Source organism: Saccharothrix hoggarensis, from assembly GCF_042678885.1.
GTDB lineage: Bacteria > Actinomycetota > Actinomycetes > Mycobacteriales > Pseudonocardiaceae > Actinosynnema > Actinosynnema hoggarensis.
This window is the reverse complement of sequence record NZ_JBHTLK010000041.1, coordinates 15,599-39,230: the sequence shown is the minus strand read 5'-3', so window position 1 is coordinate 39,230 and position 23,632 is coordinate 15,599. Positions and strand designations below refer to the sequence as shown.

Sequence of the window (23,632 nt, the reverse complement as noted above, 5' to 3'; positions counted from 1 at the left end):
CGCCGTACCGCGGCGTGATCCCCCGCAACGCACGGGCCGCGATCCGACGGTTCCGGCGCTCCCGCGCCGAACCGTCCAACAGGGCCGACGTCGGCGCGGCCGACGCGATCTCCACCGACACCTGTTCGTCCAGCAACGCCAACGCCGCGGGGGTCAGACCATCCGGGTAGTTCTTCGTGGCCTTCATTGCACTCCGTTCTAGGTCGTACTGCGTCGTTCTAGAACAACCCTAGGCACGTGCATCACTGGGCGTCCATGCTCCGATCGGGTGATCTAGAACGACCTGTAACAGTCGGTATCCTGGGAAGATGCCGCTTTCAGACGAGGTCGGGCACCCCTACCAAACGTTGGCGCGCTCGATCATCAGGGACATTGACCATCAGGTGCTGTCACCCGGCGACAAGTTGCCGTCCGTGCGCGACCTGGCGAAAACAGCCGGCACGACGATCGCGACGACTCAGCGGGCCTTGGCACTTCTGGCGTCTGAGGGATACGTCAAGACCGTTCCAGGGCTCGGCAGCTTCGTCCTTGAGCGAGTAGCCGACGACTTCGACAGCAAGCCTCTGGTGGACCAGGTTCGCCAGCTTCACAAGGATCTGGCGGCCATTCGTGAGCGCTTGGCGGCCCTCGAGTCCGTGCATGCCGTTGACCCATCCGCTACTCGCTGACCGCCGACCCGAAGGCAGACAAGGCATCGAGCGCGTGACCGCACCAAGACCACACATCCTGCACCGCTTCCGCGGCGGCGACTGGGTCACGGAGCACGAACCCCACGACAGCGAGTGCCACAAGCCACCGAACCAAACGGCCACCGTTGCCGCCACCGTCCCCAATGCCGGGAAATACCTGCGCCGTCTTACGACTCATGATTTTCTCCATTCCTGCTTCATTGCCCGCCCTAATGAAACCGTTCGGAGCTGAACACGAACAGGGAGGTCGCGGGGTACAGCAGGGAGAGAGGGGGAGCTCAGGGGATACGGGAGGGATACGACTGTTGACTGAACGCCAAACGGACTGAACGATCGCACCACGAGGATGTGACCGGAAGAGGGAACCTGGTGAACCAACTACGCGAGGAACGAGAACGAAAAGGCTGGACCAGGCCTCGCGCTGCCGATGAACTCGAACGATTGGCGCATCGCCGCGGCCTCCCGGTTACAGCGACACGCGAAAGCCTAATCCGCTATTTCCGCGAATGGGAGCATGGACGGAACGCACCACAGCCACCCTACCGTGATTTACTGTGTGAGCTTTACGGCAAGACGGCCGACGAATTGAGCATACCTGTAGCACGGGCACAGGCCCGATCTGACATTGGCCTCGTGTACTCGCCCTCATTGGCCCAAACACTGACAACCGTCAGCAACCTCGTCGAATTTGACATACAGCGCCACCCCGGAGTGGTGAATGGACACTTCTCCGAAGAAGCGATTTATGCCGCGTGTCTAGACTGGCTCTTTACGGCCCCCGTCAGAGACCACCGAGCAAACTCTGTTCGCGTAGTTGATCGTGACGTGCAAGAGATCGTCGCTACGACCTCAATGTTCGACAAGATGGACAGAACGATTGGTGGCGATCAAAGCCGCAATCTCGCGATCAAATATTTGCACGATCACGTTACACCACGACTTAACGGCACCTTTGACGACAGTGTTGGTCGCGACCTATTCCACGCTGCCGCCGTGTTGTGTGAGGTCATTGGATACATGGCCTACGACAGTGACCGCCACGCGTTGGCGCAGCGATATTTCATACAGGCACTGCGCCTGGCCAAAGAGGCCAACTCGCCAGCGTATGGATCATACGTACTCACCACCATGAGCCATCAAGCAATTTACTTGGCGCGCCCACAGCAAGCGCTCCGGCTAGCCGAAACTGCGCGCCAGAACTACACGGGAACCCACGTAGCCGCCGTACAGGTGGAAGCCGCGATGCACGCGGCCCGCGCATACGCACTCCTTGGCGACGAAGTTTCCACCACACGTGCGCTCCTCGATGCCGAGAAAGCATTCGCACTACAAGGCGACCCGAACTCTGGTCCCGAGTGGGCATCTCATTGGGGCGAGACATTGTTTGCCGCGTTCGCAGGTGATGCCTGGCTCGATCTCGGCAACGCTGAACACGCACGTCCACACCTTGAACGCGCATCTCAAAGCGCCGACGGACAGGCCCGCCGAATCGTCTACAGCGCGGCACAACTTGCAAAACTCGCAATGTTGGAAGGTGACGCAGACCAGGCCGGAGCGTTCGCGTTAACCGCGGTCGAGACCGCTAGTGGCTTGAATTCCAAGCGGTCGATTAAGGTCATTCGCGATCTGCGTCGCGATCTGACCGAGCACAGCCATGCCCAACCCATTGAGTCATTCATAACGCGCGTACGCGACATGCTGCGAGAATGAGGCATATTTTGCAGACCGATCCGAAGCCAAGCACCTGTGTTGACGTCGAGACATTCGATGCCGACGTGGTACTCGAAGGTCCCCCAGAAGTAGAATTTAACCCCGGCATTGCGAGTCGTATCCCGGCGAAAGGATCGGCGGGTGGTGCCCTGATCAGGGACGAACGAGGACGCATCCTTTTCGTAAAACCACGTTACAAGCCCGTGCTGGATATCCCTGGCGGCATCGCCGACGCTAACGAGTCTCCGAAGGCGGCGTGCCATCGAGAGATTCAGGAAGAGATTGGTCTCACTCTGCAACTGGGCGCATTGCTGGTAGTCGACTGGGTGCCACGCAACGGGGTATGGCGAGACAGCCATCAGTTCGTCTTTGACGGAGGCGTACTAGCGGTCGAGCAAATTTCGGTGCTCCGTTCTCACGATGACGAGCTGCAGGGTTTTATCTTTCTTGCACTCGATGATGCGCAACCCAGAATTCATCCATCACTTTTCCGCAGACTCCGTCTTGCAGTCGAGGCCGTCAAATTTGGTAGAACGATCTACGCCGAGTTCGGTCGAGCAGTGTAGACATGTTCGCCTACTCCACCGTTGCGTCCGTTCGGCGAGTGGCCGACTTGGCCCACTTCCTGCGCGATGTGCTCGACCGCGCAGCGCTAGATGTATCGTCAGCTATCCACACTGATAGCCTGTTAGTCCACTGCGTCATCGACGGGAGTTCTATGAGTAACATCTCGACTAGCCTAATCGCTGTCGCTGCCGAAGAACCGAAGTGGACCGACGTTGGCACGTTCATTGTGGCCGTTATTGCTTTTATCGTGGCGTCAGTGGCCGCATGGGCTACCGTCATGACCAATAGGTATCAAGCAGAACAACTGACGCGCCTCGAAAATTCGGACAAAGAAAGACAGGAGCAAGACCGACGAAAGCAGGCAGAAAATATATGGGCCATCGCCGACGAAAACGGGCTGGTCTCGATCTACAACAGCAGCAACGCACCCATCTGGGATGTGCGTGCCGAGGTATGCTACAAATCAAGTATTCCACAGCCGATCAGATTATCTGACAGCCGCGATTACATTATCGAAGGGGTATTCCTCTTCGATCCGATCGCGCATCTCCTGCCCAACAGCATGCCGAACACGGGGGTAGTCGCACCCGGCTATGAGGGCTTGCGCGATAAGATTGGAGAAGAAGTCTCGAAAAATCTGGGTGCGGTTCATAATCGCGAAAAGCTACTCGAATCCGGGCATGAGCCAGCGTTCTTCGGCGTGAGTGGCGGAACTGCCCTGGAAATGGCAAAAGCGTGTGGTCAGTCGATCGCGGACAACGGCGTAAAACTGACATTTCGCGACTTGGCCGGGACATCATGGACTCGTCATCCTGATGGACGGCTTGAGTTGGCATCAACTACTCATGCCTGACCTGCTGGATCTACGAGCGACGCTCCACATAGGACTGACTCAGTCTCATCTGGAGTCTCATTCACGATCGTTCGCGGTAGGTCATGACAGTTCGCGTGCTAGCTGTGACCGGCGAGAAGACCGTCGGTGAACTGGTCTGCCAGTCGCTGCCGACACCTTGAAAGCGGGAGACGGGCAACCGTCCGGGGGTTCAAATCCCTCCGCTTCCGCTTCGAGCAGCCCTGACCGGCGGGAACGTCGGTCAGGGCTCGCTTCGTGAGGGGTCGGTCGGTGCGCACGCGCCGGTGCGCGCATCCGTCGGGTGTCGGGTCGAGGCCGTGACATCTTCGGCTGGGCGACGGGACTGGCGCTCGGCACCGCGCGGGACTGCTACAGCCTCGACAGCCGGCTCCCCACTTTCTTCGACTGGGTGCGGGACGCGTTGGCCGCCGAGGGGCGGGCGGGCGGAGCCGACCGTACAGCGGAGGAGGAGAACTTGGCCGGTGACCGGCTCATGCGCGTCCACGGCGACGAGTTCCGGGCCATGTCCGAGCGGGTCCTGCGGGTCACCGAACTGACGTCCCGCCTCAACGTCCTGCCCTTCGACGACGAAGCGGGCAAGGCGGCGCTGTTCGAGCAGATCCTCGGCCGGCCGCTGCCGGAACGGGTCACGATCTACCCGCCCTTCTACACCGACCACGGGCTCAACCTGGACCTCGCGGAACGCGTTTTCATCAACCAGAACTGCACGTTCCTCGACTACGCCGGCATCCGGCTCGGCGAGCGCGTGATGGTCGGGCCGAAGGCCACGTTCATCACGGTCGGCCACCCGGTCGACCCCGAGGAACGGCGGGGGTGGCTGAGCGGTGGGCCCATCGACGTCGCGGAGAACGTGTGGATCGGCGCGGGCGCCACGATCCTGCCCGGCGTCACCATCGGGCGTGACGCCGTGATCGCCGCCGGGGCGGTCGTGGCGGACGACGTGCCGCCGGCGAGCCTGGTGACCGGCGTGAAGGCGGCGGTCCGCCGGCGGTGGTGACGGCCGGCCCGTGACGGCGGGTCCGTGACGGCGGGTCCGTGACGGCGGGTCCGTGACGGCGGGGACGCGAACGGACGGCCCTCCCGGTGGAGGACCGCCCGTCGCGCTCACGTCAGGCCGAGCGCCTGCGGCTCACCAGGAGGGCTCCGAAACCGCCCGCCAGGGCCAGGACGCCGAGGGCGATCAGGCCCAGGACGCCGGCGCCGGTGTCCGCGAGCCCACCGCCGTTGGTGGCGGCGGGTGAACCGGCGGCCGGCGGGGCGGCCGGTGCGCCGGGTGCGGCCGGGGGCACGGTCTCGTCGGGGACGACGGGGCCCGGCACGAGCGTCATCCAGCTCTCCGACTGGCAGTTGCGGCAGGTGCCCGCGAACAGGACGTGCGGACCGTCGAACTCGAACTGCCACGGGCCGTAGACGTGCACCTCGTACGGGCCGGCGGGCATGTTCGGGAAGGCCACGCGCCCTTCCGCGTCCGTACGGCCCTTGGCCACGAGGACGCCGGTGACCGCGTCTTCCAGGCCGACCGCCAGGTCCGGGATCAGCTCGTCGGCGTCACGGGTCCGGTCGCCGTCGCGGTCGTGGTAGAAGAGGATGCGCACGTCCCCGGGCTCACCGGGAACCCTCGCGAAGGCGTGGGCGCTCGGGCGGCCCTCGGGGCCGTCGCCGGTGCCGAAGTCGCAGCCGTAGCCGACCGCGCCGTACTCGGCGGCCTCCTCCGAGATGGTGCCGGTGATCTTGACGGTGGTGGACCCGCCGGCGGGCACCGTCACGCCGGACCCGTCCCACGCCAGGTCGCCCACGTTGACGTCGCGCAGCTCCGGGCCCTCGCCGCCGCTGCGGTCGCAGCCCGCCGTGATGCCGGTGAGGTCCGTGGCGCCGAGGTTGGTCAGCGTCACCTCGATCTCGGCCGTGTCGCCGACGTTGTAGACGTCCTTCGTGAACCGCATGGCCGCGGACAGCCGGTCGGTCATGGGGCGGTCGCCCCTCAGCGCGACGTCCGAGGCGGAGCCGCGACCGTCCACCGTGATGTCGCGGTACGCGCCCTCCATCACCCAGCCGTCCGGCACGTTGCCGAACTCCAGCCGGTAGACCTGCGCCGGCACGTCCGCGAGGCGGAAGCGGCCCGCGCCGTCGGTCACGGCGACGAGCTCGGTGCCGGAGTCGGACAGCTTCACCTGGACGCCCGCGAGCCCTTCACCGGCGTCCGGCGCCCCGTTGGCGTTGCGGTCGCCGTAGACCACACCGGCGAACGTGTCGAGCGCCGCGCGCGGGTCCTGGACCGGGATCGACAGGAGGAAGCTGTCCACCCACCCCGTGGCCACCTGGACGTAGAACAACGCCATCGGAACGGAGCCGCTCCAGCGCTGCACCACGCCGTGGACGGTGACGACGAGCTCGTCGCCGGCCGCCAGGTCGACCCCGGCGCCGCGCCACGTGGACAGCACGCCCCACTCGGAGGACTGCACGTAGAAGTCGGAGCCGGACTGCGTGTACTGCCCCGCCTTGACCGCGGGGACGTCGTCGGCGCCGGTGTTGGCGATGGTCACCTCGACCGGGATCGGCGTGCCCACCAGGTACGGCCCGGGCTCGACGGTGGCCGAGACGTCCAGGCGGACCTCCCCGGCGGCCGGGGCGGACGACGACGTCGAGGAGGAGGACGCCGAGGACGACTCGACCGGCTGCGCGTCGACGGGCGCGGCCTCGGTCGTGGTCACCGGAGCCTGCTCGGTGGTGGTGACCGCCGTGGTCCCGGTGGTCTCGACGGCCTCGGGGTCGTCCTGGGCGACCGCCGTGGCCGACAGCGTCGCCGTGAGCGCGAAAGCCGCGACGAGGGCGAGGGATCTTCGCGCAGCACGGCGCGCCGACAAATTCATGATCTTTTCCCCTGGGGCCGGAATGGTGGCGGGGAAACGTAACCGACGAATCCTCGGAACGAGGCAAAACGATGCCGTCCCGTTAACCGGCCGAGGGGTGGAGACGTGGCCGGGGCCGGTCCCCGTGAGGAGACCGGCCCCGGTCGGGAACAGCCGCGGTTACGCCGCTTCGGCGTGCGTGTGGTGCTCCGCCACGTGCAGCGAGCGGGACGCCGCACGCGCCTCGGCGCGCTGGACGCGCGACGGGACGCCGTTCACGCTCTCCGTGCTCACCGCGTACGACGCGGTCACCCACGCCAGCGCGTCGGAGTTGCGGTCGAGGGCGAGCCGGTCGATGTTGCCCAGGGTGTCACCGGGACCGTGGTAGTTGGGGTCGTAGGCGACGCCCGCCGTACCGCCCCACTTCGCCGCCTGGGCCTCGGTCTTGATGCCCTCGGCGCCGGTGAACAGACCACCGGCGGGGATGCCCTGCGCGATGAACTCGCCGTAGTCCGAGCGGCCGGAGAAGTCGGTGCCCTCGGTCTGGACGCCCTTCTCGACCGTCAGGTACTCGACGAACGCCTGCTCGATCTGGGCCGAGCCGTACGGGCCGGGGCCCGCGTCGACCTTGTCGGAGTCGTCGCCGTCGTAGACGAAGTACGCCGCGTTCGGCGAGCCGATCATGTCGAAGTTCAGGTACATCGCGATGTCGAGCTGCTGCTCGAACGTGAGCCCCTGCACGTACTTGGTCGACCCGACCAGGCCCAGCTCCTCGGCGCCCCACCAGGCGAACCGCACCGCGTTGTTGACCTTCGGCGAGCTGCCGAGCTTCAGCGCGGTCTCCAGCAGGCCGGCCGAGCCGGTGCCGTTGTCGTTGATGCCCGCGCCGTTCTCGACGCTGTCGAGGTGGGCGCCCGCCATCACGACGTTGTTCGTGCGACCGGTCCTGGTCTGCGCGATGACGTTGCGCGAGGGGCGCTCTTCGACGTGGTAGCGCAGGTCCACGGTGACGGCCTGGCCGCCGAGCTGGGCGAGCGCGGTGCCGTCCGCCTGGGTCACGCCGCCGGTCGGGACGACGCCCGGCGAGCCGAGCGTGACGCCCTCCAGCTTGCCCTCGCGGTTGTTCGAGATGATCACGGCGACGGCGCCCGCGGCGGCCGCGTTGCGGTGCTTCACGTCGAACGTGCACGCGCCGCGGCGGATCAGGGCGATCCCACCGGTGAAGTCCTGCCCGGCGAAGTCGGACTCCTCGCAGCCCGGCGTCGCGTCCTCGGGGACGACGCGCAGCGGGCCGGTGACGCCGCCGACGGGCGTCTGCGGCGAGAACTCCAGCGGGATGTTCTCGTACGTGGTCGTGCCGACCTTCGCGCTCGCCGCGTCGGTGATCTGCACCGGGTAGGTGAACGTCGGCGTCGACACCTCGAAGCCGGCGTCGCGCAGCTTGCCCGCGACGTAGTCGACGCTGGCGTCGTAGCCGGACGTGCCCGCGGCGCGGTTGCCGTTGTTGCGGTCGGCGATGCGCTGGAAGGCAATGAGGTGGCGGTTGACCCCTTCCAGGGTGACGTTCTTGGTCAGGTTCCTGGCCAGTTTCGGGCCGTCGAGGGTCGCCGCGGAGGCGACGTTGACGGCCGGAACGGCGACCAGCGCGAGGGATGCGGACGCTGCGAGGATCGCCGCGCGTCGGATCCCGGTTCTAGCTGACATGGTCGAGTTTCCCCTTCACTCGGATGCCGAACCCTCACAAGTCCCGGGGGCGAGCGCAATCCGTCAGTCGGCGGGTTCTCGGCCTGTGAGCATGGGCAAGCAGGCTGTGACACCGCTCACCTCGAGCGTCCAGTCGGGTCGGCGGAACCACTCCGGGGTCACCAGCAGCCGCGTCTGCTCGGCCGGCTCACCCCGCCGGACCTGCCGGAACGTGCCGTCCGGCCGGTAGCCGAGCTTGCGGCTCACGGCGTGCGACGCGAGGTTGTCGTTGAACGCGCTCGACCGCGCCGCCACCGCGCCGAGGTGGTCGAAGGCGAACATGACCACGGCGGCCCGCATCTCCGTGCCCAGTCCGCCACCCTGGTGGCGCAACCCGAGCCACGACCCGCTGGAGACCTCGCGCAGGACCGGGAAGTCCACCGCGCCGAGCCCCTGCGTGCCGATCACGCGGCCGTCGCGGCGCACCAGGAAGTTGACGGTCCACCGCTGCGGCGACAGCGCCGCCCGCTGGCCCCAGTGGAACTGCAGGGTGTTGACGCCGAGCCGGTCGCGCGGCGCGTCGGTCCAGTCCACGCCGAACGGCATCCGGTCGGGCGGGTGGACGCCGTCGAGCGCCAGGTCCGCGAGTTCGGCCAGGCCCTCGTCGTCGTCGGGGCGCAGTTCGAGGCGCGGGGTGCGCAGCACCAGGTTCCGCAACGGCCAGTGGTCCATCCGTCGATGGTGGCGATCAAGCACGCGCCTGGCGACCGGATTACGGTCGGACCATGCGCGCGATCACCATTCGTGAACCCGGCGGACCCGACGTGCTGGAGTGGGCGGAGGTCCCCGACCCCGAACCGGGACCGGGCGAGGTGCTGCTCGACGTGGCCGCGACCGCGGTGAACCGGGCCGACCTGCTCCAGCGGCAGGGCCACTACCCGCCGCCGAAGGGCGCGTCGGACGTGTTGGGCCTGGAGTGCTCGGGCACGGTCGCCGCCGTGGGCGCGGACGTCACCGGCCTGCGGGTCGGTGACGAGGTGTGCGCGCTGCTCGCGGGCGGCGGGTACGCGGAGCGGGTCGTCGTGCCGGCCGCGCAGGTGCTGCCGGTGCCCGACGGCGTCGACCTGGTGACGGCCGCGTCGCTGCCCGAGGTGGCGTGCACGGTGTGGTCGAACGTCGTGATGCTGGCGGGTCTGAAGAGCGGGGAGACGTTCCTCGTGCACGGCGGCGCGGGCGGCATCGGCACGCACGCGATCCAGGTCGCCAAGGCGCTCGGCGCGCGGGTCGCCGTGACGGCGGGGTCGGCCGACCGGTTGGCGCGCTGCGCCGAACTCGGCGCGGACGTGCTGGTGAACTACCGCGAGCAGGACTTCGTCGCCGAGGTCGGGCGGGCGGACGTGGTGCTGGACAACATGGGCGCGGCCTACCTCGGCCGCAACGTGGACGTGCTCGCGCCGGACGGGCGGCTGGTCGTGATCGGCCTCCAGGGCGGGGTGAAGGGCGAGCTGAACATCGGCAAGCTGCTGGCCAAGCGGGCGAGCGTGACCGGGACGGGGCTGCGGTCGCGGCCGGTGGACGGGCCGCACGGCAAGGGGCGGATCGTCGCCGAGGTGCGGGAACACCTGTGGCCGATGATCGCCGACGGGCGCGTGAAGCCGGTCGTGCACGACGTGCTGCCGATCGAACGGGCCGCCGACGCCCACCGCGCGCTGGAGGGCGGCGAGGTGTTCGGGAAGCTGGTGCTGGGTTTGATGGCCGCTGCTCCGCAGACGGCGGGCTCGGCCGCCTGGAAGTCGGCCGCTCGCGACTGATTTCGTGACGATCGAAAAGCGTGATCGCCACGAAATGAGGCGCGAACGACCGACGCGGCCTCGCGGCGGCGCGCGTTGGCCCGGAGGGCTCGCGAGGGCGGGAGTTGACCGAGGGCTCGCGGGGGCGGGAGTGGCCCGGGGGCTCGCGGCGGCGGGTTAGCCCAGGGCGTTGGCGGTGGCGAGGAAGGTACGGGGTGTGGTTTTGAACCGCAGCGAGAACTCCTCGGCCCACCGCACCAGCACGGTCTGCTCGCCGGGGCGCTCCGCGTCGTCCACGAGGACCGCCGCGCCCGGCGCCAGCACGCCGCGGAGCACCGGGAGCGCCGGGTAGCGCGCGTCGCCGAGCAGGGGTCCGTCCACCAGCAGCAGGTCGACCAGGCCGTACCGCTCCACGAACACCGACACCTCGTCGTGCACCAGCTCCGGGTGGTACCACTGCCCGTTGCCGAGCGCCGCCGGGTGCGGGGTCAGCGGGGCGTGCACGACCCGCGCCACGTGGCCCAGGCCCTCCCGGCGCAACTGGCTGGCCACGAACGCGGCCGTCCGCTCGTCGTGCTCGACGGACAGCAGGTGGCCGAACCCGCGCCGGGCGAGCAGCCGGGCCAGCACCACCGACGACGCGCCGCACCCGCACTCCACCAGCACCGTCCGCGAGCCGAGCAGCACCTCGTCCACGACGGCCGCCAGCGCGGCCGGGCGCAGCTCGTGCGCCGTGTTGGGCAGGTACTCCGACATCAGCGGCGCGAGGCGGTGCAGCGCGGCGAGGTCGGCGAGCTCCCGAGACAGCAGGTCGTCCACCCAGCCCCCAGTCGGCTCAGCCCTCGGTTCGGCCCAGCTCACCTCAACCCAGCTCGGCGACCGCCCGCACGAGCTCGTCCACTTCCACCGCGTTCGTGTAGTGCGCCAGGCCGACGCGGATCGCCCCGCCGACCTCGCCCACCCCCAGCACCGAGAACACGCCGTGCTGCCCCGAGTCGGCGAACGCGCACACGCCGCGCTCGGACAGGTGCTCCACGCCGTCGGTCGCCTTCACGCCGGCCACCGTGAACGCCAGCGCGGGCACCCGCCGCATGGCGTCGCCGATCACCATGACGTGACGGAGCGATCGCAGTTCGTTGATGAGATTAGCGAGAAGTCCGGCTTGGTAGGCCTTCACGGAGCTCAACGACGTGAGCACCCGCTCGCGGCGCGGCCCCACGGCGGCGTCGTCCAGCCCGGCCAGGTACTCCACCGACGCGACCAGGCCGGCCAGCAGCGGGTAGGCGTGCGGGCCCAGTTCCAGCCGCTCCGGGCCGCGCGCGCCGGGCTCCACCGCCACCGACGGCAGCAGGTCCAGCATCGACGGGTCGCGGAACACCAGCGCGCCCACGGGCGGGCCGCCCCACGTGTTCGCCGACACCGCGACCACGTCGGCGTCCATCGACGTGATGTCGAGCGGCACGAACGGCGCGGCGGCGGAGGCGTCCACGACGACCAGCGCGTCCGTGCGGCGGGCGGCCTCGGCGATCTTGCGCAGGTCCGGCCGGGTGCCGACGGAACCGGACGCGGCCGTCACCGCGACCAGCTTGCACTTCGGCGTGATGAGGTCGTCGTACTGCCAGGCGGGCAGCTCGCACGTCTCGATGTCCACCTCGGCCCAGCGGACGACGCTGCCGGTGCGCTGCGCGGCGCGCTGCCACGGCGCGATGTTCGCCGGGTGGTCGAGCCGGGACACCACGACCTCGTCGCCGAGGAACCAGCCGTCGGACACCGCCTCGGCGAGCCGTTGCAGCAGCACGGCCGAGCTCGGCCCGAGCACGACGCCGGCCGGATCGGCGCCGACCAGGTCGGCGACGGCCCGCCGGGCCGCGTCGACGATGGCCTCGGCGCGTTGCGAAGCGGGAAATATGCCACCCGGCCCGGAGACGGGTGCGCGCAGCGCGGTGGAGACGGCCGTGGCCACCTGTTCGGGTACTTGCATCCCCTCGGGAGCGTCCAGGTGAACCCAGCCGTCGCCGAGCGCGGGGAACAGCCCACGGACCCGGGCGACGTCGAACGCCATGCCGCACACCGTACGGAGGATGTCGGCACGAGCGACAGTCAGGGGCCGCCGGTTCGTGCCCCGATCCGCGACCCGGTTCGGCGTCGGCCACCCGATCGGGCCAGGATGGGGGCATGAGCGAGCCAGCCCGAGGTGATCAGGTGGAGAACGAGCGGCAAGTGGTCGTGGTGGGCCCCGACGGCCGGCCGGTCGGCGCGGCCAGCCTCCCGTCCGGTGACGGCGGGAGCGGTCAGGACGTGACCGACCTGGTCGAGCAGCCGGCGAAGGTCATGCGCATCGGCACGATGATCAAGCAGCTGCTGGAGGAGGTCCGGGCGGCGCCCCTGGACGAGGCGAGCCGCAACCGGCTCAAGGAGATCCACAAGCGGTCCATCGACGAGCTGGAGGACGGCCTGGCGCCGGAGCTGCGCGACGAGCTGGAGCGCCTGTCGCTGCCGTTCACCGAGGAGGGCACCCCCTCCGACGCGGAGCTGCGGATCGCCCAGGCGCAGCTGGTCGGCTGGTTGGAGGGCCTGTTCCACGGCATCCAGACGGCGCTGTTCGCGCAGCAGATGGCGGCCCGCGTGCAGCTGGAGCAGATGCGCGGCCGGGCCCTGCCCGCCGGCACCGGCGACAGCGGTGAGACGCCGCACGTCCGCGGCACGGGGCAGTACCTCTAGCCGTCCTCGCGGGCGGCGGGCGGTCGTGGGCGCGGGGCGCGCGGTTCGAGCGCGCCCACCTGCCCGGACGGGGCACCGCGACGACCGTGCGGACACAGCCGACTACCGAACGTGCTCATCCGACTACGAACAGGTGATCATCGGCGCGGCCGACGCACCGGGCGCCCGGCGAGCGTGGTGACCACACCGTGACGGCCCGGCGGCGTGGGCCCCACCGGGTCGCCGGTAGTCTCAACCCTCGTGCACCCCATCAGTACCGCCGACGGACCAGCGGCTCCCCTGGCACCCAACTCGCGCACGTTCGCCCGTGCGTTCGCCGACGTGCGCGACGCGTGGCACCAGCGCGAACTGTGGGGGCACCTGGGCTGGCAGGACATCAAGCAGCGCTACCGCCGTTCGGTCATCGGCCCGCTGTGGATCACCATCTCGATGGGCACCACGGCACTCGCGCTCGGCCTGCTGTACTCGCAGCTCTTCGGCCAGGAGCTGGCCACGTTCCTGCCGTACGTGACGGCCGGCTTCATCATCTGGAACTTCATCCTCGGCGTGGTGACCGAGGGCGCGGACGTGTTCATCGCCAACGAGGGGCTGATCAAGCACCTCCCCGCGCCGGTGACCGTGCACGTGCTGCGCATGGTGTGGCGCCAGGTGCTGTTCTTCGCGCACAACCTGGTCGTCTACTTCATCGTGCTCGCCATCTTCTTCCCGGCGCTCACGGAGCCGTACACGATGGCGGGCGACGTCGTCGGCCACCCCGGCCTGTCGTGGACCGTGCTCCTGGCGATCCCGGCGTTCCTGCTGGTCATCGTGAACGCCGTGTGGGTGGCGCTGCTGTTCGGCATCATCAGCACCCGGTTCCGCGACATCCCGCCGGTCGTGCACAGCTTCATCAACCTGATCTTCTTCATGACGCCGATCGTCTGGCACGTCGGCGTGCTGAAGAAGGTCACCGGTGGCGGCGAGGACGCCGGCTGGCGCGTGCTGATCGCCGAGCTGAACCCGCTCTACCACTTCGTGGAGATCGTCCGCGCGCCCCTGCTCGGCCACACGCAGTCGTGGCACCACTGGGCCGTCGTCGGCGGGTTCACCGTCGTGGGGTGGGCGCTGGCGCTGATCGCCATGCGCAACTACCGTGCCCGCGTCTCCTACTGGGTCTGAGTGAGGCCGCAAAAACATGGTCAGCATCGATGTCTGGAACGCCTCGGTCGACTTCCCGATCTTCGACGCCAAGTCGAGATCGCTGAAGAAGCTCGCCCTGGGCAAGGTCGGGGGCAAGATCGGCTCGGAGGGCCGCGTCCCGATCATCGAAGCGCTGCACGACATCACCATCTCGCTGAAGCACGGTGACCGGGTCGGCCTCGTCGGGCACAACGGCGCCGGCAAGTCCACGCTGCTGCGGCTGCTCGCGGGCATCTACGAGCCCACGCGGGGCAGCTCGCGCATCGTCGGCAAGGTCGCGCCCGTGTTCGACCTCGGCGTCGGCATGGACCCGGAGATCTCCGGGTACGAGAACATCATGGTCCGCGGCCTGTTCCTCGGCATGAGCCGCAAGGAGATGGAGAAGCGGGTCGACGACATCGCCGAGTTCACCGAGCTGGGCGACTACCTGTCCATGCCGCTGCGGACGTACTCGACGGGTATGCGGGTGCGGCTGGCGCTGGGCGTGGTGACGTCGATCGACCCGGAGATCCTGCTCCTGGACGAGGGCATCGGCGCGGTCGACGCGGCGTTCCTGGAGAAGGCGCGCGACCGGCTGAACGACCTGGTCAAGCGGTCGGGCATCCTGGTGTTCGCCTCGCACTCGGACGACTTCCTGGTGGAGCTGTGCAGCACCGCCATCTGGATGGACGAGGGCCAGGTCAAGATGCAGGGCTCGCTGCGCGAGGTGGTCACGAGCTACAAGGGCCGCGACCCGTTCGAGCACCTCAGCCAGGAGACGTTGGAGCGGATCGGCCAGTCCAGGGTGCTGAGCGGGAACGGTGGCGAGTAGGTGAGCGTGGTGAGCGCACTGCCGCAGGGCTCCGTCGTCGGGGTCGTGGTGACCCGGCACCGACGGGAGCTGCTGGCCGACTCGTTGAAGGTGCTGGCCTCGCAGAGCCGGCCGCTGGACCACCTGGTGGTCGTCGACAACGGCCCCGACCAGCCGGTGGACGACCTGGTCGCGCAGTGCCCCGTGCCCACGACCTACCTCGCGTCGCACCGCAACCTCGGCGGCGCGGGCGGCTTCGCCCTGGGCATGCTGCACGCGTTGTCGCTCGGCGCGGACTGGCTGTGGCTGGCCGACGACGACGGCAGGCCGGCCGACGAGACCGTGCTGGAGGTGCTGCTCGCCGAGGCGAACCGGCGCGGCCTGGCGGCCATCTCGCCGGTGGTGGCCAACATCGAGCGGCCGGACAAGCTCGCGTTCCCGCTGCGCCGCGGCCTCACGTGGAAGCGGAACGCGTCCGAGCTCGGCGTGGACTTCCTGCCCGGCATCGCGTCGCTGTTCAACGGCGCGCTGTTCAAGGCGTCCACGGTCGACGTCATCGGCGTGCCGGACTACCGGCTGTTCTTCCGCGGCGACGAGGTGGAGATCCACCGGCGGCTGGTGCGCACGGGCCTGCCGTTCGGCACCTCGCTGAAGGTGACCTACCTGCACCCGGACGGCTCGGACGAGTTCAAGCCCATGCTCGGCGGCCGGTTCCACGCGCAGGACCCCGAGAACGCGATCAAGCGCTACTACACCTACCGCAACCGCGGTTACCTGCTGTCCCAGCCCGGGATGCGCAAGCTGGGCCTGCTGGAGGCATTCCGCTTCGGTTTGTACTTCATCGGCGTCCGCCGCGACCCGAAGGCCTTCCTGGAATGGTTGAAGCTGGTCCGGCAGGGGCAGCGCGAGCGGTTCTTCCGCAAGTAGTCCCCCGACTCCGACAGCGCCGGACACCGTTCTCCCGAGAACGGTCTCCGGCGCTGGTTCGCTTCACGCGGAATCGCTGACGGCGAACCGGCGTTGCCCTTGCGCGCCCCTGCTGGTGGGCTGGTCGCATGACTTCTGAAGCGCGTAAGACGGCCCTCGTGCTGCACCTGGCCGCGAACCCCAACCCCATTTCCATCACGGTGTCCGCGGACACCGCCGAAGACCTCGCGCCACGGCTGATCCAGGTCGTGCGCAACGGCCACACGCAGGCCGTCACGACCGCCGACGGCAAGGAGTTCGTGGTGAACTTCAGCCACGTCGTCGCCGCGCACTTCGAATAAGAAATCGGTGCGGGCGACACCTCGGAAGGCGTCACACCGCACCGATTCACGGCACGTCCGGCGGTCAGCTGTTCTCGAACACCTTGCGCCACGACTCGACCGACGTCAGCTCCGGCATCGCGTCGCGGTACATCCGCTTCAACCGCGGCCACTCCTGGCCGAGGCGCCGGTAGTTGCGCACGGCGCGCGACATCAGCTGGCGGAACTCCTTCGGGTCGCGCTTGCGGAACGCGACACCGCTGCCGTCGGCGTTGGACACCGTCGCGCTGTCCAGGTTGCCCAGCAGGAACCAGCGGGCGTTCGTCGCCGGCACGTTGATCTGCGGGCGCTCCGTGGTGTGCTCCTCGGGGGCGCGCAGGTTGTGCAGCAGCGCCTTCGACGCCTTGGCCGCGATCACCGCCGGGTTGACCGGCGGCTTCAGCATCGCCTCGGCCCGCACCATGTCGAACGTGGGCGGCGGGAACTCGCGGGCCGACGGCAGCACCTGCGCGTCGCTGTAGGACTTCCGGAGCTGCTGGATCTCCGGCAACGCCGTGCGCAGCGAGTCGAACAGCTTGCTCGGGCCCGCCAGGAAGTCCTCGATGGCCTTCTGCTGGACCGCCACCGTCGAGTACTCCATCGACAGCAGGTGCCGCAGCGACAGCTTCAGGCCCTGCTTCAGCAGCGTCGAGCGGATGTCGTACGGGCTGTGCAGCGCCGCCATGACCAGGCGGTTGCGGGTGTGGAAGTACGCCTGCCAGTCCGTGGCGTCGTTCTTGTCCGTCCACGGCATGTGCCACACGGCGGAGCCGGGCAGCGACACGGTCGGGTAGCCGTTCTCCAGCGCCCGCAGCGAGTACTCGGCGTCGTCCCACTTGATGAACAGCGGCAGCGGGTAGCCGGTGCGCTGCACGACCTCACGCGGGAACAGGCACATCCACCAGCCGTTGTAGGTGGAGTTGATGCGGACGTGCAGTTCCTCGGTCTCGCGCAGCGACTCGGTGCCGAAGTCGTGGTCGGTCAGCGCGCCCGGCGCCGGCCGCCAGAAGCACGTGGCCAGGTCGACGACCTCGCCCATGCTGTGCAGCCGGGCCCTGGCCTGCAGGTTCAGCATGTGGCTGCCGACGATGACGGGCTGCGCCGCGGCCCGCGCGAACGCGTTCGACCGCAGCACCGCGTCCGGCTCCAGCCGGATGTCATCGTCCATCAGCATGATCTGGGCGACGTCGGTGTGCTCGATCGCCTCGTACAGGCCGCGGGTGAAGCCACCCGAGCCGCCGAGGTTCTCCTGCTCGATGATCTCCAGCTTGTCACCCAGGAGGGCGACGGCCTCGGCGTAGCCCTCCGTGTCGCGGACCTTCACCGCGCCCTGGTCGGCGACGAACACCTTCTGCACGGCGTCGAGGACCGTCGGGTCCTCGCCCAGCGCGCGCAGCGCGATGACCGCGTCCACCGGGCGCATGGTCGTCATGCCGATGGCGACCTTCTGCTCCGGCAGGACCTGGTCGGTCATCCACGCCGCTTCGCCGATCTCCAGCGTGCTGTCGTCGGTGAAGACGTCGAACCAGATCCAGCCGCCGTCCTCGAACGGCTTCAGGCTGACCCGGAACTCGACCTCGACCCACGCCTTGGCGGACCGGATCGGCTCGCCGTTGAGGTGGATGAGGTCGCCGTTGGGCTTGGAGCGGTAGACGTCGATGCGGCCCGCGCCGCGCACCGACAGGCGCAGCACGACCTCCTCGACGACGGTCCAGCGCTTCCAGTAGCTGGCCGGGAAGGCGTTGAAGTACGAGGCGAAGGACACCTTGGCCGACGCGGGCACGGTCACCGAGCGGCGGGAGGACACGTGCGTGTGCACGTTCTCCGGCTCGTCCAGGTAGAGGGGGCGCACGTCCAGCGGGTCCTCGTCGCGGGGCAGGATCACCCGCTGGAGCACGTGCTTCGGGTCGAAGCCCTTGCCCCGCGCCGCAACGCTGACCGACGCCACATCGCTGACCTTGTTGTCCGGCTTCGTGGTCTTGGGCTTCGAGTCGGCGTGGCTCTGCTCGGTCACTGACTTTCCTCCGACGAACCGCGGCAAGGTCACGGCTCGGGTCGAGTGCGGGCGTGTCCGACCACCGTGACGAGGTGGCGCGGCTGGTGCGACCGACGATACCGCGTCGCGCGGATCCCGCACGCGACGCGGCACGGCCGGGTCAGGATGTCAAGGTCAGTCCAGCGTCCCGTCCAAGGGCGAGCCCTCGGTCAGGTGCGGGGCGATCTTGTTGTCGAACGCGGTGAGCGCCGATCCGATCGCCATGTGCATGTCGAGGTACTTGTACGTGCCGAGGCGTCCGCCGAACAGCACGTTGCGCTCCGCCGCCTCGCGCTTGGCCAGCTCGCGGTACCGCTCCAGCTTCGCGCGGTCCTCGGCGGTGTTGATCGGGTAGTACGGCTCGTCGTCCTTCTCGGCCGCGCGGGAGAACTCGCGGACGATGACGGTCTTGTCGGCCGGGTACTCGCGCTCCGGGTGGAAGTGCCGGAACTCGTGGATGCGGGTGAACGGCACGTCCGCGTCGTTGTAGTTCATCACCGAGGTGCCCTGGAAGTCGCCGGTCGGCAGCACCTCGCGCTCGAAGTCGAGCGTGCGCCAGCCCAGCCAGCCCTCGGAGTAGTCGAAGTAGCGGTCGACGGGGCCGGTGTAGACGATCGGCGTGCCCTCGGGGATGTCCGCCCGGACGTCGAAGAAGTCGGTGTTGAGCCGGACCTCGATGTTCGGGTGGTCGGCCATCTTCTCCAGCCACGCGGTGTAGCCGTCGACCGGCAGGCCCTCGTAGGTGTCGTTGAAGTACCGGTTGTCGAAGTTGTAGCGCACCGGCAGGCGGCTGATGACCGCCGCGGGCAGCTCCTTCGGGTCGGTCTGCCACTGCTTGGCCGTGTAGTGCTTCACGAACGCCTCGTAGAGGGGGCGGCCGATCAGCGAGATCGCCTTCTCCTCCAGGTTCTGGGCGTCCTTGGAGTCGATCTCGGAGGCCTGCTCGGCGACCCACGCCCGCGCCTCGTCCGGCGTCAGGTAGCGGCCGAGGAACTGCGTGATCAGGCCGAGCCCCATCGGGAACTGGTAGGCCTGGCCGTTGTGCATCGCGAACACGCGGTGCTGGTAGCCGGTGAACTCGGTGAACTGGTTGACGTAGTCCCAGACCCGCTGGTTGGAGGTGTGGAACAGGTGCGCGCCGTAGCGGTGCACCTCGATTCCCGTCTCCGGTTCCGCCTCCGAGTAGGCGTTGCCGCCGATGTGCTCGCGGCGTTCGAGCACCAGCACGCGCTTGTCCAATTGGCTGGCGGCGCGCTCGGCGACCGTCAGGCCGTAGAACCCGGAACCGACGACGATCAGGTCATACCCTGCGAAGCTCACAGCGATTGAGGGTACCGGGGCAGGCCGGGGCAAACCGCACTCCCCCTCCCGGCGGCCGCGCGGTGATCGGCGCCGGTGTTCCCACCGGCCCGGAAACGCCAGGGTCGCGCAGTCGTAGCACAGCCGCCGTATAGCCTTCGCGCTAACACGCGGGGGAATCCGCACCTCACTCTTCAAACCTCATTGGGTGAACCTGTGCCGACGGAAGCCAGCTCGCTCCTCACCGCGGGCACGATCGCCGTGTACCTCGCCGTCCTGTTCCTGCCCGGTGGCCTGGCGGCACTGGCAGTGGGCCTGCGCGGCTGGACGCTCGTGGCCACCGCCCCCGTGTTCACGTACCTCATCGCGGGCCTGGCCGGACCGTGGCTGTGGAAGGTCGGCATCCAGTTCACCGTGCCGACGTTCCTGCTCAGCAGCGTCGTGGTGATCGCGGTGTTCGGGCTGGCGCGGTGGCTGACCGTGCGCCGCCGCGGGCCCGCGGAGCGCGAGCCGTCCCCGTGGACGCCGCGCGCGCAGCTCGGCGTGGTGCTGACCGTCCTGGCCGCGGCCGGGATCGGCATCGGGGTCCTGCTGGCCGCGATGGAGGGCAACCTCAACGCCGTGCCGCAGGACTGGGACGCGGGCTACCACGCGAACGGCATCCGCTACATCGCCGAGACCGGCGAGGGCGGGCTGTACGGCACCGGCAAGGTCAACTGGTACGACATCTCCAACGGGGTGTTCTACCCGAACGCGTACCACCTGGTCGGCACGCTGGTGTTCAAGCTGACCGGGGCCACCATCCCGGCCGTCATCAACGCGCACATGGCGCTCCTGCCCGGCCTGCTGGCGTTCCAGCTGGCCGCGATGGTCCGCCACTTCAACGGCCGCGCGGTCACCGCGGGCTTCACCGCCCTGGTCACCGCCGCCGCGACCAGCGCCACCTACGACAACCTGTGGCGCGGCCCGCTGCTCACGTTCACGCTCGGCATCGCGCTGATGCCGGTGCTCGCCGTGGTGCTGGACGGCTACCTGAAGCGGCCGCGCGTCGACACGGGCGTGGTGTTCGCCGGTGTCGCGGTCGGCATGCTCGCCGTGCACTCCAGCAACCTGTTCGGCGGCGTCCTGTTCGTCATCCCGCTGCTGGTCCAGCGCTGGTGGGGCCAACCGCGCACGATCCTGCGCGACGTCCTGCTGTGCCTGGCGCCCGCCGTGGCGGCCGTCCTGGTGACGCTGCCGCACCTGCTGGGCGCGGCGAGCGTCTCGGGCACCATCGCCACCGTCGACTGGCCGTCCACGTTCCCGGTCAGCCAGTCGCTGGGCGCGGCGCTCACGTTCCAGCACGTCATCGACCGGCCCCAGTACTGGCTGGCGGTCCCGCTGTGGATCGGCCTGGCGTTCTGGAACCGGCTGGGCGCGCTGCGCTGGCTGCTCGGGTCGGCGGCGCTGTTCGGCGTGGTGTGGGTGCTGACCGCGTCGTTCGCCCAGCCGTGGGTGGCGCGGGTGACGAGCCCCTGGTGGAACGACCAGTTCCGGCTGATCGCCCTGGTCTGCGTGCCGCTGTGCGTGGTGGCGGGCCACGGCCTGGCGCTGGCGCACGACTGGCTGAAGGGCCTCGCGGGCACGGTGCTGCGCGGCCGCGGCGGCGCGACCGTCCCGGTGCTGTCCGCAGGCGTGGTGGTCCTGGCGTTCGTGCTGCTCAGCGGTGGTCTGTACGTCAACCTGAACACCGCCCAGGTGGCCCGCGGCTACGGCAACGGGGTGGGGCAGAACGACCACGACGCCGTGGTGAGCCGCAACGAGCTGCTGGCGATGACCGAGCTGGGCAAGCTGGTCCAGCCCGGCGAGCGGGTCATGAACGACCGCAACGACGGCACGCTGTGGATGTACGCCATCGCCGGCGTGCGCCCGATCGCGGGCCACTACGACGGCTCGGCGGAGTCGCCCGACATCGCGCTGCTGCAGGGCCGGTTCAACGAGTACGACGAGAACCCGGCCGTGCGCGCGGCGGTGAAGCGGCTGAACGTGCGGTACGCGATCGTCGGCCGCGGTTTCGTCCGCGGGTGGATGGAACGCGCCCCCGGCCTGCGCGACCTGAACGGCAAGCCGTTCCTGGAGAAGGTCTACGAGAACGAGGACGCGATCGTCTACAAGCTGGTGCCGGAGCCGGGCGAGCCCGTCCGCGGCTAGCCCGCCGGCGCGTCGGCGGTCCCGGGTCGTCGCGGGCGGTCGGGGCGGCTACCGGTGGGGCGCGAACTCCGGCAGCACGTCGGACGCCACCTGCTCCAGCACGGTCTCCCGGCCCGCGTAGACGCCCTCGGCCCGCGGCCAGTGCGTCACCGCGTCGGTGAAGCCCAGCTCACGGGCCCGGCCCACGGCGTCGCGGAAGTGCTCGACGCTGGTCAGCGAGTAGACCGGCGACGAGTCGAGGTTGAGGTGCCGGTCGAGGGTGCTCGGCGCCCGCTCGATGGCGGCCAGCTCCGCGTCCATCCGCTCGGCGATCTCGGCCACCCCTCGCCACCACGTTGCGTGGTCGTCGGTCTCCGGGCCCGTGGTGACCCAGCCGGTGCCGTAGCGGACGGCGGTCCGCATGGCCTTGGGGCCGTTGGCGGCGACGACGAACGGCACCCTGGGCCGCTGCACGCAGCCGGGCGCGCTGCGGGCCTCGACCGCCGCGTAGTGCTCGCCCCGGTAGGTGGTGCGGTCGGCCGTCAGCAGCCGGTCGAGCAGTTCCACGAACTCGCCGAACCGCTCGGTGCGCTTGCGGGACGGCTCGCCGCCCATGACCACCGTGTCGTAGCCCGCGCCGCCCGCGCCGAGGCCGACGGTGAGGCGGCCGTCCGAGATGTCGTCGAGGGTCGTCAGCTCACGGGCGAACGGCACCGGGTGCCGGAAGTTCGGCGACGCCACGTACGTGCCGAGGCGGATCGTGGACGTGACGGCCGCCGCGGCGGTGAGGGTCGGGATCGCCGAGAACCACGGTCCGTCGACGAGCGTCCGCCAGCCCAGGTGGTCGTAGGTCCACGCGTGGTGGAAGCCCAGCTCCTCGGCGCCCCGCCACTTCGGTTCGGCGGCCCACCAGCGGTCCTCGGGCAAGATCACAATCCCAATGCGCACGCCGAGACAGTAACGAGGCCGCGTGAACGGTGGGAAGAACCGCTGGTCAGGCCGCCTTGGCCGCGCGCTTGCGCTGGAGCTGCGCCACCAGCGCGGCGACACCGGCGGAGATCAGGTCGGCGACCGTGAACATCAGCCGGGACACCAGGGCCAGCGCCACCGCCTGGGGCGTCGGCAGCACGGTCGCGATGGCGCCCGTGATGACGAGCTCCCGGGCGCCGATGCCGGACGGCAGGAAGAAGGCGACCAGGCCGGCCGTCATCGAGATGCCCATCGTGCCCGCGGACAGCACCAGCGTGCCGATGCTCGGCGAGCCCAGGGCGTTGACCAGGAGCCACAGGTGCACGCCGTAGAGGACGTAGATGGCCACCGCGACACCCGTGGCCTTCAGCACCTCCTTGCCGGTGAACCGGCGCTCCAGCGGCTGCTTGCGCAGCACCCGGAGCACCAGGTTGACCAGCCACGTCAGCAGCTTGGGGTGCAGGAAGACCAAGCCGATGAGCAGCAGCGAGAACAGCCACAGCAGCTGGCGCGACTCCCCGCCTCCCAGCAGGACGGGCAGCGCGGCGAGGCCCGTGATGAGCGACGCCACGACGCCCATGCCGGTGGCCACGAGCCCGGCGGTGAACGACCGGGCGCGGTTCACGCCCGCCTGCTTCGCCAGCTCCATCGACAGCAGCACGGCCCACACCGCGCCCGGGATGTACTTGCCCAGGCCGCCGACCAGGTAGAACTTGGCCGCGTCCGCGTAGGTCACCGGCGCGCCCAGGTCGGACAGCACGATCTTCCACACCACCGACCCGAGGAACAGGCCCGCGAACACGGCGACCATCGACAGCGCGACCGACTGCCACGGCAGCGACAGCAGCGCCGCGGACACCTCGTCCCACTGCCCGGTCAGCTGGTACACCGCGCCGGCCAGCACCAGGACCACCAGCAGCCGCCGCGCCCAGGCGATGACCACCTGCTTGCGGGTGCGGGCCGGCTTCTCCTCGACGACCGCGTCGACTGCGGACTCGCTCATGATCGGTTCTCCGGTGGTG

At 69.2% G+C, this 23,632-nt stretch carries 22 protein-coding genes; 12 read left to right on the top strand and 10 right to left on the bottom strand.

Going from position 1 to position 23,632, the window contains the following annotated elements; all coding sequences use genetic code 11:
• Positions 1 to 187: hypothetical protein (locus tag ACFQ3T_RS10970; protein ID WP_380722957.1), on the bottom strand; the 187-nt coding region annotated here is incomplete at its 3' end.
• A gap of 121 nt (positions 188 to 308) precedes the next feature.
• Here ACFQ3T_RS10970 and ACFQ3T_RS10965 point away from each other — a divergent pair.
• The 5 genes from ACFQ3T_RS10965 to ACFQ3T_RS10945 all read left to right on the top strand — a co-directional run bounded on the left by ACFQ3T_RS10965 (position 309) and on the right by ACFQ3T_RS10945 (position 4,837).
• Positions 309 to 668, top strand: coding sequence for a GntR family transcriptional regulator (locus ACFQ3T_RS10965; protein WP_380722955.1), 360 nt, complete (start codon positions 309 to 311; stop codon positions 666 to 668).
• 654 nt (positions 669 to 1,322) lie between these two features.
• The gene (locus ACFQ3T_RS10960; protein ID WP_380722954.1) at positions 1,323 to 2,399 is read left to right on the top strand and encodes a hypothetical protein; all 1,077 of its coding nucleotides are present in this window, start codon (positions 1,323 to 1,325) and stop codon (positions 2,397 to 2,399) included.
• Complete coding sequence (locus ACFQ3T_RS10955; protein ID WP_380722953.1) at positions 2,396 to 2,965, top strand: NUDIX domain-containing protein; 570 nt, start codon at positions 2,396 to 2,398, stop codon at positions 2,963 to 2,965. The genes ACFQ3T_RS10960 and ACFQ3T_RS10955 overlap by 4 nt, the downstream gene beginning before the upstream one ends.
• Before the next feature lie 2 nt (positions 2,966 to 2,967).
• On the top strand, positions 2,968 to 3,819 hold the full coding sequence (locus ACFQ3T_RS10950; protein ID WP_380722952.1) for a hypothetical protein: 852 nt from the start codon (positions 2,968 to 2,970) through the stop codon (positions 3,817 to 3,819).
• 301 nt (positions 3,820 to 4,120) lie between these two features.
• The gene (locus ACFQ3T_RS10945) at positions 4,121 to 4,837 is read left to right on the top strand and encodes a DapH/DapD/GlmU-related protein (protein WP_380722951.1); all 717 of its coding nucleotides are present in this window, start codon (positions 4,121 to 4,123) and stop codon (positions 4,835 to 4,837) included.
• A gap of 112 nt (positions 4,838 to 4,949) precedes the next feature.
• On the opposite strand, the gene ACFQ3T_RS10940 is transcribed toward ACFQ3T_RS10945, so the two are convergent.
• The 3 genes from ACFQ3T_RS10940 to ACFQ3T_RS10930 all read right to left on the bottom strand — a co-directional run bounded on the left by ACFQ3T_RS10940 (position 4,950) and on the right by ACFQ3T_RS10930 (position 9,104).
• Positions 4,950 to 6,710 (bottom strand): hypothetical protein, encoded by a 1,761-nt coding sequence (locus ACFQ3T_RS10940; RefSeq protein ID WP_380722949.1) that lies wholly within the window; start codon positions 6,708 to 6,710, stop codon positions 4,950 to 4,952.
• Positions 6,711 to 6,869: 159 nt separating this feature from the next.
• Positions 6,870 to 8,393 (bottom strand): M28 family metallopeptidase, encoded by a 1,524-nt coding sequence (locus tag ACFQ3T_RS10935; RefSeq protein WP_380722947.1) that lies wholly within the window; start codon positions 8,391 to 8,393, stop codon positions 6,870 to 6,872.
• A 63-nt stretch (positions 8,394 to 8,456) separates the two neighbouring features.
• Positions 8,457 to 9,104, bottom strand: a complete 648-nt coding sequence (locus tag ACFQ3T_RS10930; RefSeq protein WP_380722945.1) for a GNAT family N-acetyltransferase — start codon at positions 9,102 to 9,104, stop codon at positions 8,457 to 8,459.
• Between the two features lie 53 nt (positions 9,105 to 9,157).
• Here ACFQ3T_RS10930 and ACFQ3T_RS10925 point away from each other — a divergent pair, with 53 nt between their 5' ends.
• Positions 9,158 to 10,183: an NAD(P)H-quinone oxidoreductase gene (locus ACFQ3T_RS10925; protein WP_380722943.1), complete on the top strand. Its 1,026-nt coding sequence runs from the start codon at positions 9,158 to 9,160 to the stop codon at positions 10,181 to 10,183.
• Between the two features lie 156 nt (positions 10,184 to 10,339).
• On the opposite strand, the gene ACFQ3T_RS10920 is transcribed toward ACFQ3T_RS10925, so the two are convergent.
• Entirely contained in the window at positions 10,340 to 10,981 is a 642-nt protein-coding gene (locus tag ACFQ3T_RS10920; RefSeq protein WP_380722941.1) for a class I SAM-dependent methyltransferase, read from the bottom strand.
• Between the two features lie 43 nt (positions 10,982 to 11,024).
• Positions 11,025 to 12,224, bottom strand: a complete 1,200-nt coding sequence (locus ACFQ3T_RS10915; protein ID WP_380722940.1) for a cysteine desulfurase-like protein — start codon at positions 12,222 to 12,224, stop codon at positions 11,025 to 11,027.
• 113 nt (positions 12,225 to 12,337) lie between these two features.
• Here ACFQ3T_RS10915 and ACFQ3T_RS10910 point away from each other — a divergent pair, with 113 nt between their 5' ends.
• From ACFQ3T_RS10910 to ACFQ3T_RS10890, 5 genes are all read left to right on the top strand, one after another.
• Complete coding sequence (locus ACFQ3T_RS10910) at positions 12,338 to 12,883, top strand: bacterial proteasome activator family protein (RefSeq protein WP_380722939.1); 546 nt, start codon at positions 12,338 to 12,340, stop codon at positions 12,881 to 12,883.
• A gap of 240 nt (positions 12,884 to 13,123) precedes the next feature.
• Positions 13,124 to 14,041 (top strand): galactan export ABC transporter permease subunit Wzm/RfbD, encoded by a 918-nt coding sequence (wzm, locus tag ACFQ3T_RS10905; RefSeq protein WP_380722938.1) that lies wholly within the window; start codon positions 13,124 to 13,126, stop codon positions 14,039 to 14,041.
• A 16-nt stretch (positions 14,042 to 14,057) separates the two neighbouring features.
• Positions 14,058 to 14,873 carry a galactan export ABC transporter ATP-binding subunit Wzt/RfbE gene (gene wzt, locus ACFQ3T_RS10900; protein WP_380722937.1) on the top strand — a complete coding sequence of 272 codons (816 nt, stop codon included), beginning with the start codon at positions 14,058 to 14,060 and terminating at the stop codon, positions 14,871 to 14,873.
• A 9-nt stretch (positions 14,874 to 14,882) separates the two neighbouring features.
• Positions 14,883 to 15,779, top strand: a complete 897-nt coding sequence (glfT1, locus tag ACFQ3T_RS10895; protein ID WP_380722936.1) for a galactofuranosyltransferase GlfT1 — start codon at positions 14,883 to 14,885, stop codon at positions 15,777 to 15,779.
• Positions 15,780 to 15,907: 128 nt separating this feature from the next.
• Positions 15,908 to 16,120, top strand: coding sequence for a hypothetical protein (locus ACFQ3T_RS10890; protein WP_380722934.1), 213 nt, complete (start codon positions 15,908 to 15,910; stop codon positions 16,118 to 16,120).
• A 64-nt stretch (positions 16,121 to 16,184) separates the two neighbouring features.
• On the opposite strand, the gene ACFQ3T_RS10885 is transcribed toward ACFQ3T_RS10890, so the two are convergent.
• Positions 16,185 to 18,152, bottom strand: a complete 1,968-nt coding sequence (locus tag ACFQ3T_RS10885) for a glycosyltransferase (protein WP_380722932.1) — start codon at positions 18,150 to 18,152, stop codon at positions 16,185 to 16,187.
• A gap of 156 nt (positions 18,153 to 18,308) precedes the next feature.
• A complete protein-coding gene (glf, locus tag ACFQ3T_RS10880) occupies positions 18,309 to 19,493 on the bottom strand; it encodes a UDP-galactopyranose mutase (RefSeq protein WP_380722930.1) in 1,185 nt (394 codons plus the stop codon).
• Between the two features lie 195 nt (positions 19,494 to 19,688).
• Between glf and ACFQ3T_RS10875 the strand changes: the two genes are divergently transcribed.
• Positions 19,689 to 21,662, top strand: a complete 1,974-nt coding sequence (locus ACFQ3T_RS10875) for a DUF6541 family protein (protein WP_380722929.1) — start codon at positions 19,689 to 19,691, stop codon at positions 21,660 to 21,662.
• Positions 21,663 to 21,710: 48 nt separating this feature from the next.
• Here ACFQ3T_RS10875 and ACFQ3T_RS10870 read toward each other — a convergent pair whose 3' ends face one another.
• The gene (locus tag ACFQ3T_RS10870; RefSeq protein ID WP_380722928.1) at positions 21,711 to 22,589 is read right to left on the bottom strand and encodes an LLM class flavin-dependent oxidoreductase; all 879 of its coding nucleotides are present in this window, start codon (positions 22,587 to 22,589) and stop codon (positions 21,711 to 21,713) included.
• A gap of 46 nt (positions 22,590 to 22,635) precedes the next feature.
• Positions 22,636 to 23,613 (bottom strand): lysylphosphatidylglycerol synthase domain-containing protein, encoded by a 978-nt coding sequence (locus ACFQ3T_RS10865; protein ID WP_380722927.1) that lies wholly within the window; start codon positions 23,611 to 23,613, stop codon positions 22,636 to 22,638.
• Positions 23,614 to 23,632 lie beyond the last annotated feature (19 nt).